We start from the raw sequence: 11,764 nt of genomic DNA, 5'->3' as shown, positions 1-11,764 counted from the left end.
GCGCCCGCCGCGGGCCGGCGGGCGCAGCGCCCAGACCTCCGCGGCCGGGGCGAGCGCCCGGGCCAGCGGGGTGTAGGCGGTGGCGTCGCCGCCGGCGTGCGGGAAGCAGAACAGCCGGAACGGGCGGTGGGGCTGGGGCGCGGGGACGAGGAGCCAGTCGCCCTCGATCCGCGGGCGGGCGGTCGGCCGGACGGCGGTGCTCATCGGACGGCCTCCCGGCGGGCAGTGAGCGCGGGGCGCGGGGCGGCCGGGCCCGCCTCGGTGGCGCGGCGGACGGCGGCGGTGAACCCGGCGAGGTCGTCGGCGTCCAGCAGGTGCCGGAGCTGGAGCTCGACGTCGAGCTTGCGGCGCAGCAGGTGGACGACGCGCAGGGCGGCGAGCGAGTGGCCGCCGAGCGAGAGGAAGTCATCGGTGGGCTCGACGGAGGGGACGCCGAGCACGGTGCGCCAGACCTCGGCGACCAGCTCGTCCACTCCCCCGGGCCCGTCGGCCGCGGCGCTCCCGGAGGTGTCCGCCGACGGCGCGGGCAGGGCGCGGTGGTCGACCTTGCCGTTGGGGGTGAGCGGCAGCGCGGCCAGCACGGTCACGGTGGCCGGCACCAGGTGGGCGGGCACGGTGCGGCGCAGTTCGGCGAGCAGTTCGGCGGGGCGGGCCCCGCCCGTGACGTAGCCGGCCAGCCGGACGTCCCCGGGGGCGGCCTCGTACACGGTGGCCGCGGCCGCCGTGACCCCGTCCAGGGCGGCCAGGGCGTGCTCCACCTCGCCCAGCTCGACCCGGAAGCCGCGCAGCTTGACCTGCCGGTCGACCCGGCCGACGTACTCCAGCAGCCCTTCGGCGCTGCGCCGGGCCTGGTCGCCGGTCCGGTACATCCGGGCGCCCGGCTCCGTCGTGAACGGGTCGGCGACGAACCGGCCCGCCGTCAGGCCGGGGTGGCCCGGGTAGCCGTGTGCCACGCCCGGCCCGGCCAGGTACAGCTCGCCGACGGCGCCGGCGTCGGTGACCGGGGCGAGCCGGTCGTCCAGCAGGTAGGTGCGGACGCCGGGCAGCGGCTCGCCCAGGTGCGGGCCGGGGCCGGTGATCCAGGTGGTGACCGCCTCGACGGTGCACTCGGTGGGCCCGTACAGGTTGAGCGCCTCGATGCCGCCGTCGGCCAGCTCGCGCCAGGTGCGCCCGGGCACCGGCTCGCCGCCCATGAACAGGCGCGGCACCCGGGCGCCTGCCAGCGGCTCGCGGAGCAGCTGCCAGTGCGAGGGGGTCAGGTCGAGGTCGGTGACGCCGTACTCGGCGAGGAGCGCGGCGAGCCGGAGCGGGTCGGCGCGCCGGGCGTCGTCGATCACCACCAGGGTGTCGCCGCGGCAGAGCCGGGTCCACTGGGGGACGGAGGCGTCGAAGGAGACGCTGGCGTTCCAGCCGACCACGGCCGGCTCGGGGCGGTGGGCGCCGCGCTGCGCCAGGGCGTCGGCGAGGTGGGCGACGCCGCCGTGGGTCACCTCGACCCCCTTGGGGCGGCCGGTGGAGCCGGAGGTGTAGATGACGTAGGCGGAGTCGGCCGGGTGCGGGGTGAAGTCGGCGAACGGCGCGTCGCCCTCCGGTCCGTCGGCGGACGGCGCTTCGGTGTCGGGGCGGAGCACCGGGACGCCGGCCGGGACCGGCGGAGCGGTGTCGGTACTGACCACGGCGGCGAGGCGGGCGTCGGCGGCCATGAAGGAGATCCGCTCGGCCGGGTAGGCCGGGTCCAGTGGGACGTACGCGGCGCCGGCCCGCCAGGTGGCGAGCAGCGCGACCGGCAGGTCGGCGGTCCGGGCGAGGTGGATGCCGACCCGGTCGCCGCGCCGGACGCCGCGTGCCCGGAGGGCGCGGGCCAGGGCGGCGGTGCGGCGGTCCAGGGCGGCGAAGTCGAGGCTGCCGTCGACGCCGTGCACGGCGGGCCGGCCGGGGTGGGCGGCGACCGCGGCGCGCAGCCGGGTCAGCAGGTCGACGGCGGCGGCGGGGGCGGCAGCGGGCGCGGGAGCGGGAGCGGGGGCGGACTCGGTGGGGGCGGCCGGCTCGGCGAAGGTGGTCATGCGGGGGCACTCCTCGGTCAGGTCGGGCAGATCACGTCGGGTGGGGCGCGCAGGCGGGCGCGCGGGAGCGGCGGCAGCGCGCGGCGAAGGCGGGTACGCGAGGCGGGTACGCGAGGCGGGCGTCAGACGGGCGGGGCCAGCCGGGCCAGGGCCGCGGCGTAGGCGTCGATGAACTCCTCCGCGGTGGCGTCGTCGACCAGCGCGCGCTGGTGGTCCACGGCGAGCAGGACGCGGTGCGAGACCGGGTCCTGGATCAGCGAGGCGCCGAACGCGAAGCTGTTGGGCTCGTGCCGCAGGGTGGGTTCCGAGCCGATCCGGCCGTCCTCGATCCGGGCCGGGCCGAGCCGTCCCAGGGCGTGGAAGCGCAGGTAGCCGAACTGGCTGTCGAGCGCGGTGTCGGCCATCATGCGGGCCAGCCGGGCGAACGGCACCCGGCGGTGCGGCATCATGTCCAGCTCCTCCCGGTGCACGTGGCGGACCAGCTCGGCCAGGTCCTCCCCCGGTTCGGCGACCAGCGGCACCGTGTTGAGGAAGAGCCCGTACACCTCGGTGCCGCCGAGCCGCTCCAGGCGGCCGTTCATCGCCAGCCCGGTGGTGACCCGTTCCCGGCCGGTGATCCGGGCGAGGGCGTGCAGGTGGGCGGCGAGGGCGACCGACTTGACCGGGACGCCGAGCGCGTCGGCGGCCCGCCTCAGCTGGCCGGGAGCGTCCGGGAGGACCCGTTCGACGGTGCGCGGCAGCTCGTGGACGTCCTCGCTGCCGGGCCAGAGCTGGCCGGTGGCGCCGTCGAGCCGCCCGTGCCAGTACGCCAGGGACTCCCGGTCACCGGCCGCCGCGCGTTCGACGGCGACGAAGTCGCGGAAGGCGGTGCGGGGCGGCGGGGTGGGCGCGGAGACCGGGTCGGCGGCCAGCGCGGCGTGCCGTTCGAGGAGTTCGGCGAGCAGGGAGGTGAAGCTCCAGCCGTCGAGGATCGCGTGGTGTTCGGAGATCGTGAGCTGGAAGGCGTCGTCCGCCAGCCGCTGCACCGTGATCCGGAAGAGCGGCGGGGTCGCGAGGTCGAACGGCCGCTCGCGGTGGTCGTCGAAGACGGACCGGACCGCCGCGTCCTGCTCCTCCCCGGTCGCACCGCGCAGGTCCGTGAAGGAGACGGGGGCGGGCAGGATCCCGTGCACGAGCTGGAGCGGTTCGCCGTAGCCGGAGATGTCGAGCCCGGTCCTGAGCACGGCGTGCCGGGCCATCGCCTCGTTGACGGAGCGGCGGAAGGCGGTCTCGTCGAGGTCGCCGCCGATCCGGTAGGAGTTGACGTTGTGGTAGCTGTCGGTGCCGCCGGCGACCTCCATGTGGAAGACCATCGAGAGCTGCATGGAGACCATCGGGTAGGCGTCGACCACGTCGGACGGCAGGTCGGCCCGGTCCTCCTCGGTGACGAGCGCGAACGGCCGGTCCGCGCCGGGGTCGGCCGCCGCCGGGCGGGCCAGCGGCAGCAGGGCGGCGACGGTGGGGGCGTTGAAGACGTCGCGCAGGCCGACCTGCCAGCCCCGGTCGTGCAGGGCGCCGGCCAGCTGGACGGCCCGGATCGAGTCGCCGCCGAGGTGGAAGAAGTCGTCGTGCACGCCGATCCCGGGGACACCGAGCACCTCCGTCCAGACGCCGGCGAACAGCTCCTCCTCCGGGGTGCGCGGTTCGACGTGCCGCCCGGCCGCGACGGGCGAGGGGCGGCCCGGGGCGGGCAGCGCGGCCCGGTCGACCTTGCCGTTGACGGTGAGCGGCAGCGCGTCCAGCAGGGTGACGCTCGCCGGGATCATGTACGCGGGCAGCGACCGGCCGAGGAACCCGCGCAGGTCGCCCGGTTCGCGCCCGGTGACGTACGCGGCGAGGCGGTCGTCGTGCACGGTGACCACGCAGGCGTCGACGTCGGGGTGGGCGGCGACGGCGTTCTCGATCTCGCCGAGCTCGATCCGGAAGCCGCGCAGCTTGACCTGGAAGTCCGCCCGGCCGACGTACTCCAGTCCGCCGTCCGCCAGGCGCCTCGCCACGTCGCCCGTCCGGTAGAGCCGGGCGCCGGGCGGGCCGTACGGGTCGGCGACGAAGCGGCCCGCGGTGAGGCCGGGCCGGCCCCAGTAGCCGTGGGCGAGGCTGCCGCCGCCGATGTACAGCTCCCCGGGGACGCCGGCCGGGCACGGGCGCAGCCAGTCGTCCAGCACGAGCGCGGTGAGGTGCGGCATGGGCTCGCCGATCAGGCTCCGCCCGAAGCCCGCGCCGCCGTCGGCGACGTCGTGGGTGGTGACGTGGACGGTGGTCTCGGTGATGCCGTAGAGGTTGCAGAGCCGGGCGGGCGGCAGCGGGTCGAGGTCGTGCCAGCGCTGGACGACGCCGGGGTCGAGGGCCTCGCCGCCGAGCATGATCCAGCGCAGCGCGGGCAGGGCGCGGGGGTGGCGGCGCAGGGCCGGTTCGAGCTGGCGGAGCGCCGACGGGGTGAGGCAGAGGTGGGTGACCCGCTCCTCGTCGAGGAGTCCGGCGAACTCGTCGGGCGAGCGGCTGGTCAGGTAGGGGACGACGACCAGGCGGGCGCCGTGCAGGAGCGCGCCCCACAGCTCCCAGACCGTCCAGTCGAAGGCGTAGCTGTGGAAGAGGGTCCAGACGGAGTCCGGGCCGAAGCCGAAGTGCGGCCGGCCGGAGGCCAGGAGGCGGCTGACGTGCTCGTGGGCGACGGCCACGCCCTTGGGGCGGCCGGTGGAGCCGGAGGTGAAGATGAGGTAGGCGAGGTCGCCGGGGCGGCCGACCGCCGGAGGGCGGCTCGCCGGGTGGGCGGCGATCTCGCCGGCGCCTGCGGTGAGGTCGAGCGTCTGCCAGGGGCCGGTGGGGGCGCGGTCGGGCCGGTCCGTGACGACCGCGGTGACGGCGGTGTCGCCGAAGACCAGGGCGGCCCGGTCGGCGGGGGCGGCGAGGTCGACCGGCACGTAGGCGGCGCCGGTCTTGAGGACGGCGAGGATCGCGACGGGGACGGCGGCGGTGCGCTCCAGCAGCAGGCCGACCCGGTCGCCGGGGCGCACCCCGCGGGCGATCAGGGTGTGGGCCAACCGGTTGGCGCGGCGGTCGAGTTCGGCGTACCCGAGGGTGCCGTCCGGGCCGCTGACGGCGGGCCGGTCGCCGTACGCGTCGGCGGCCTGTTCGAAGAGGTGGTGCAGGCAGTGGCCCCGGTCGAGTACGGCCGGGCGGTGCGACGGCCCGGCGGAGGTGAGCCGGCGCACGGTGGCGTCCGGGTCGGTGAGCGCGGCGTCCAGCAGCTCGGCGTAGTCGGCGGCGAGGCGGCGCACGGTCGCCGGGTCGAAGAGGTCGCTGCTGTACTCGGCCTCGCCCCGCAGCTCGCCGCCGGCGCCCGGGCCGCCCGGCGCGGCCGGGTCCTGCGCGGCCGGGTCCTGCTCCGCGCCGCCCCGGGATCCGGAGGTGTCCTCGAAGACGGACCAGGTGAGGTCGAACTTGCTGGTGCCGTTGGAGCGGACGGTGCGTTCGGCGGTGGCGGCGCCGAGGACGAGCGGTGTGCGGTCCTCGCCGTGGGCGCCGAACACCACCTGGACCAGCGGCGGGTGCTGCGGGCTGCGGTCGGTGCCGAGCAGGTCGACCAGCCGGTCGAACGGCACGTCGAGGTAGCCGTAGGCGTCGAAGGCGCCGTCCTGGACGTCGGCCAGCAGGCCGCGGAACGTCGCACCGGGGGCGAGCCGGATCCGCAACGGCAGCAGGTTGACGAAGTATCCCAGCAGGTCGGCGAGTTCGGGCCGGTTGCGGGTGGTGACGGGGGTGCCGACGAGCAGGTCGTCGGCGCCGGTCCAGCGGCCGATCAGCAGGGCGAAGGCGGCCAGTTGGACGGTGAACGGCGTCACGCCCTCCTGCTCGGCGAGCGCCCGGACCCGGGCCGCGCTCCCCGCCGGCAGCTCGAACGGCTCGGTGCGCCCGCGCCGGCTCCGCTCGGCCGGCCGGGGCCGGTCGGCGGGCAGCTCCAGCAGGGTGGGGGCACCGTCGAGGCGGTCCTTCCAGTAGGCGAGGTGCTCCTCGTAGGGGGTGTCCTGCTCCTCCAGCGCGTAGTCGGCGTACTGGGTGGCGAGCTCGGGCAGCGCGGCTGCCCGCCGCTCACCCGACGCGCCGTACAGCTCGACGAGTTCACGTTCGAAGACGTCGGCGGACCAGCCGTCCCAGACGATGTGGTGGACGACGAACAGGAGCGTGGTGCGGTCGTCGGCGAGCCGGATCGCCTCGGCGCGCAGCAGCGGGCCGGCGGCCAGGTCGAAGGGCTCGGCGGCCCGGTCGGTGACCAACCGGGCGGCGCGGTCGGCCCGTTCACCCTCGGGGAGCCCGCGCAGGTCGGTGACGGCGAGCGGGACGGCCAGGGTGCGGTGGACGTGCTGGCGGGGGCCGTCGGGGTGCAGCGCGAAGGTGGTGCGCAGCGCCTCGTGCCGGGCCGACACCCCGTCCAGCGCCCTCCGCAGCAGCGCGAGGTCGAGCGGGCCGGTGACGTCGTACGTCCAGGGGGTGGTGTAGGTGGCGGCCTGCGGGTTCCAGCGGTCGAGGAACCAGAGGCCGCGCTGCAGTCCGGACGCGGGCGCGGTGCGGACCACGCCGTCGGGCAGGGTCTCCGGGGCGGCACCGGCGGGGCGGGCGGCGGCGCCGGGAGGGGCGCCCGGCGCGGCGGCCGGCGGGGCGTCGGACGGGCTCACGGCCTCGTTCCCTTCGGTGGGGAGGGCGGTCGGGCGGTCGGTGGGGCGGGCGGTCGGGCGGGTCGTCGGGCGGGTCGTCGTCACGAGGCCAGCCGTTCGGCGATGGCGCCCACGGTCCGGCCGCGGAACACCACGTGCGGCGGCACCCTGGTCCCGGTGTCCTGCGACAGCCTCATGGCGACCCGGACCGCGGCCAGCGAGTTGCCGCCGATCCGGAAGAAGTTGGCGTCCGGCCCGAGGTCGTCGGCGAGCTCCAGGACGGCCCGGACGGCGTCCGCGACGAGCCGCTGGTCCGGAGTGAGCGGATCGGCCGGGGCGTCCGCGAGGCGCGCGGCGGGGGCCGGCAGGGCGCGCCGGTCGACCTTGCCGTTGGGGTTGAGCGGCAAGGCGTCGAGGACGTCCAGGGTGGCGGGCACCATGTGCTCGGGGAGCAGCGCCGCCAGGTGGTCGAGCAGCGCGTCCGGGTCGGGCGCGGTGCTGCCCGCGGTGACGTAGGCGGCGAGCCGCCGGTCGCCCGGCGCGGGTTCGTGGACGGTGACGGCGGCCTCGTGGACGGCCGGATGGCGGGTGAGGGCGTCCTCGATCTCGCCGGGTTCGACGCGGAAGCCGCGGATCTTCACCTGGTCGTCGATCCGGCCGGTGATCTCCAGCAGGCCGTCCGCGTTCACCAGGCCGAGGTCCCCGGTGCGGTAGAGCCGCTCGCCGGGCGCCCCGAACGGGGAGGCGACGAAGCGTTCGGCGGTCAGCCCGGGCCGGCCGACGTACCCGTGGGCCAGGCCGCCGCCCGCCGCGTACAGCTCGCCGGTGGTGCCGGGCGGGACGGGGTTCAGCCGGTCGTCGAGGACGTGGACGGCCTTGCCGTGCAGCGGGCGGCCGATCGGGACGGAGGTGCCGGCGGCGTCGGCGGCGGTGGCGCGGTGGCAGGTGGTCAGGCCGAGGCTCTCGACCGGGCCGTAGCCGTTGGCCACGACGAGGTGCGGGTACTGCTCCAGTGCCTTGCCGACGTGCGTGACGGAGGCCCGCTCGCCGGCCGTGAAGGCCACCTTGAGCTCGTCGTAGGTCTCCGGCATCTCCTCCAGCAGGAAGTTGAACAGGCTGGCGGAGAGCTGGAGCTGGGTGACGCCGTGCCGGCGGGTCAGCTCCGCGATCGCCTGCGGGTCGGGCCGCCGGCCCGGCTGGAGGACGCAGGTGCCGCCGAACGCCAGCGCGCCGTACAGCTCCAGGGCGAAGGCGTCCCAGGAGACCGGGGAGCACTGGAGCCAGACCTCGCCGGGGCCGAACCGGGCGTAGTCCTGGCCCAGGTAGGTGGTGGTGAGGGCGCGGTGCGGGACGGCGACGCCCTTGGGGCGGCCGGTGGAGCCGGAGGTGAACATCACGCAGGCGAGGTCGGCGCCGGTGACCGGCAGGCCCGGGTCGTGGCCGGGGCGGGCCGCGACGGCGACGGCCTCGGCGTCGAGGTCGAGGTGACGGGCGACGGGGAACGGCGGCTGGGCGTGCCGGTGGGTGACCAGCAGGGCGGCGGCGCTGTCGGCGACCGCGCCGGCCAGCCGCTCGGCCGGGAAGTCCGGGTCGAGCAGGGTGTAGGCGGCGCCGGCCTTGAGCGCGGCGAGCAGGGCGGTCACCAGGTCCGGTCCGCGTTCGACCAGGACGGCGACGGTGTCGCCGCGGCCGATCCCCTGCGCGGTCAGGTGATGGGCCAGCCGGTTCGCCCGGGTGTTCAACTCGCCGTACCCGAGGCGCTGTTCGCCGGATATCAGGGCCGTGGAGCGCGGGTCCCGGGCGGCCCGGGCCTCGAACAGGGCGTGTACGGGCGCCTCGACGGCGGCGGCCAGGGTGCCGAGCCAGGCGTCGCAGAGCTCCGCCATGGTCGCTTCGTCGAACAGGTCGGAGTCGTACTCGAAGCGGCCGGTGAAGTCGGTGCCCCGGTCGTCGACGGAGATCGACAGGTCGAAGCGGGAGACCGGGTTGGAGTGGAGTTCGCGGGTGACCTCGGTGCCGCCGATCACCAGCGGCCGGGAGTCCAGCGGGTGCAGCTCCAGCAGCACCTGGCAGAGCGGGTTGCGGTCCTCGGTGCGGTCGTCCGGCCGGTCCTCCAGGACGGCGCCGGCGATGTCGTCGAACGGCGTCTCCTGGTGGCGGTAGCCGGCGATCGCCACCTCGCGGACGTGCCGGACCAGTTCGCGGAAGTCCCCTGCCTCGTCGAGCCGCACGCGCAGCGGCAGCAGGTTGACGAAGTAGCCGATCAGGGCGTCGAGTTCGGCCCGGCCGCGGAGACTCACCGGGGATCCGAGCACCAGGTCGCGCTGCCCGGTGCGCCGGTGCAGGGTGAGCGCCAGACCGGCGAGCAGCACCATGAACGGCGTGGCGTCCTCGCTGCGGGCCAGGGCCCGGACGGCCTCGGCGACCGGCCGCGGCATGGCGAACCGGTGGAAGGCGCCGCGGAACGCCTGCACCTCCGGCCGGGGGCGGTCGGCGGGCAGCACGGGCTCGGTCGGCGAGTCCCGCAGGTGCTCGCGCCAGTAGTCGAGGCGGCTGCCGGCGGTGGCGTCCTCGTACTGCCAGGCGCTGTAGTCGGCGTACTGCACCGGCAGTTCGGGCAGGACGGCGGGGCGGCCGGCCGCCAGGGCCTCGTAGAGTTCGGCGAGTTCGGACTCCAGGACGGGCAGCGAGCCCTCGTCCCAGACGATGTGGTGGCAGAGCAGCAGCAGGGTGGACGCGGCGCCGGACCGGTAGAGGTGGGCGCGGACCAGCGGCCCGGTCTCCAGGTCGAACGGGACCAGCGCGGCCCCGGCGAGCAGCTCGCCCACCTGCTCGGGACCGGCGTCCACCACGGTGAACGGCAGTTCCACCGACGGGTGGACCACCTGCCGGGGGCCGTCCTCGCCGAACGTGAAGGTGGTCCGCAGGGCCTCGTGGCGGTCCACCACGCCGGCCAGCGCCCGCCGGAGCAGCTCCGGGTCGACCGGGCCGGCGAAGCGGAACACCCACGGCACGACGTAGGTCGGCGCGCCCGGGTTCCACTGGTCGAGGAACCAGAGGCCGCGCTGGAACTTGGAGAGCGGCGCCTCGCAGGCCCCCGCCCCGGACAGGACCGGGCGCCCGCCGCCCGCCGAGGCGGTGACGGCGGCGGCGAACTCCGCGAGGGTCGGCGCGTCGAAGATGGTGTACGGCGAGATCATGCCGAAGACGTCGAAGACCCGGCCGACCACCCGCACGGCGGTGAGCGAATCCCCGCCCAGGTGGAAGAAGTTGTCGTCGGCACCGACCTCGGGCACCCCGAGCACGTCCGCCCAGACGGCGGCGATCAGCTGCTCGGCCGGGGTGCGCGGCGGGCGTCGGCCGGCGCCCGGGGCGGCGGGCGCGGTCTGCGGTTCGGGCAGCGCCGCCCGGTCCACCTTGCCGCCGGCGGTCAGCGGGAACGCCTCCAGCGGGGTGACGGTGGCCGGGACCATGTGCTCGGGCAACCGCCCGGCCAGGAAGGCCCGCACCTCGGCGTAGTCGGGGGCGGTCCCGGTGGTGTAGGCGGCCAGCCGGCCCTCGTACGCCACCACGACGGCTCCCGCGACGCCCGGGTGGGTGGCCAGCACCTGCTCGATCTCGCCCGGTTCGACGCGGAAGCCGCGGATCTTCACCTGGTGGTCGGCGCGGCCGACGAACTCCAGCGGCGCCTCCGTCCCGGTGCCGTCCGTCGCCCCGGTGCCGCCCGTTGCCCCGGTGCCGTCCGCCGGGCCGGGCTCCGCCGCCCGCCGGACGACGTCGCCGGTCCGGTACATCCGGGCGCCCGGCTCCGGCGCGAACGGGTCGGCGACGAACCGGCCCGCCGTCAGGCCGGGGCGGCCGTGGTAGCCGGAGGCCAGCAGCGGCCCGCCCAGGTACAGTTCGCCGGCCGCACCGGGCAGCACCGGCCGCAACCGGTCGTCCAGCACGTACGCCCGCCGGTCGCCGAGCGGGCCGCCGATCGGCACCACGTCGCCGACCCCGGCGGCCGGACCCGCCGACGCGTGGACGGTGGCCGTGATCACCGTCTCGGTCGGCCCGTAGGCGTTCAGCAGCGGCACGCCGGTGGCGGCCCACCAGCCTGCGGCGGTGTCCGGGTAGAGCCGGTCGCTGCCGGAGATCATCAGGCGCAGGGTGCGCGGCGCCCGGCCGCGCTCACGGAGGGCGGCCACCACGTCCTGGAAGTAACCGGCGGCCAGGTTGGCCACGGTCACGCCCTCGTCGTCCAGCAGGTCGAGCAGCGCGGCGGGTGCCACCAGCTGCTGTTCGGGGACGACGACGCAGGCGCCGGCCGTGAGGGCGGCGAGCACCTGCTCCACCGCCACGTCCACGGTCGGGCGGGCGAAGTGCAGCACCACGTCGTCCGCCGTGAGGCCGAACCGTTCGACCGCGGCGGCCAGGTGGCCGGTCAGCGCGGCGAGCGGGACGTGCACGCCCTTGGGGCGACCGGTGGTGCCGGAGGTGTAGACGAGGTACCCGGCGGTGGCCGACGCGTCCGCTCCCGGGACGCCCGTGCTGCCGGGCGAGCCGCCGGACGCCGCCGGGCCGAGGTCGACGAGCTCCCCGTCGGTGTAGGCCAGGGTGGCGCCGGCGTCCTCGCGGATCCAGCGGTTGCGCTCCTCGGGGGCGTCCCGGTCCAGCGGCAGGTAGGTGGCACCGGCCCGGAGCGCGGCGAGCAGGCCGACCACGTGGTCGAGCCGGTCCCGGCCGGTGACGGCCACCGTCCGGCCGGGGGCGATCCGGGCGGCGAGGGAGCCGCTCAGCTCGTCCAGTTCCCGGTAGCCGACCGTCCGGCCGCCGAGCCGTACGGCCGGCCGGTCCGGGGACCGGCGTGCGACGGACGTGAAGGGGAAACCGCGAGATTCCATCATCCAACCCCGATGAATTAGCGAGTGAATTTGCGACGCTGCCGGTAGTGGTACCGACCTTAGGACGGCTTTTCCGGGCCGATCGGCAGAATCCGCGGAAGTGCATCGGCAGTTTCAACTGCCG

The 11,764-nt window shown here is 76.4% G+C and carries 4 protein-coding genes; all 4 read right to left on the bottom strand.

The features are described from left to right. The coding region (locus ABZY91_RS30345; protein WP_355406033.1) for a thioesterase domain-containing protein at positions 1-204 on the bottom strand (204 nt) is incomplete at its 3' end. After that, positions 201-2,063, bottom strand: coding sequence for a non-ribosomal peptide synthetase (locus ABZY91_RS30340; protein ID WP_355406032.1), 1,863 nt, complete (start codon positions 2,061-2,063; stop codon positions 201-203). The genes ABZY91_RS30340 and ABZY91_RS30345, both read right to left, overlap by 4 nt. A gap of 122 nt (positions 2,064-2,185) precedes the next feature. Beyond that, the gene (locus ABZY91_RS30335; RefSeq protein WP_355406031.1) at positions 2,186-6,775 is read right to left on the bottom strand and encodes an amino acid adenylation domain-containing protein; all 4,590 of its coding nucleotides are present in this window, start codon (positions 6,773-6,775) and stop codon (positions 2,186-2,188) included. An 80-nt stretch (positions 6,776-6,855) separates the two neighbouring features. Further along, positions 6,856-11,643, bottom strand: coding sequence for an amino acid adenylation domain-containing protein (locus ABZY91_RS30330; RefSeq protein ID WP_355406030.1), 4,788 nt, complete (start codon positions 11,641-11,643; stop codon positions 6,856-6,858). Between the last annotated feature and the right edge of the window lie 121 nt (positions 11,644-11,764).

It is taken from the genome of Kitasatospora sp. NPDC002965, assembly GCF_040611255.1.
In the GTDB taxonomy this organism is placed as follows: Bacteria; Actinomycetota; Actinomycetes; order Streptomycetales; family Streptomycetaceae; genus Kitasatospora.
Note: the sequence above shows the minus strand (reverse complement) of the source record. Positions and strands in the feature narration are given on the sequence as shown.

Excerpts from the sequence above, each read along its gene's own strand:
- ABZY91_RS30340 (WP_355406032.1), bottom strand. The coding sequence starts at position 2,063 with ATGACCACCTTCGCCGAGCCGGCCGCCCCCACCGAGTCCGCCCCCGCT.
- ABZY91_RS30330 (WP_355406030.1), bottom strand. The coding sequence starts at position 11,643 with ATGATGGAATCTCGCGGTTTCCCCTTCACGTCCGTCGCACGCCGGTCC.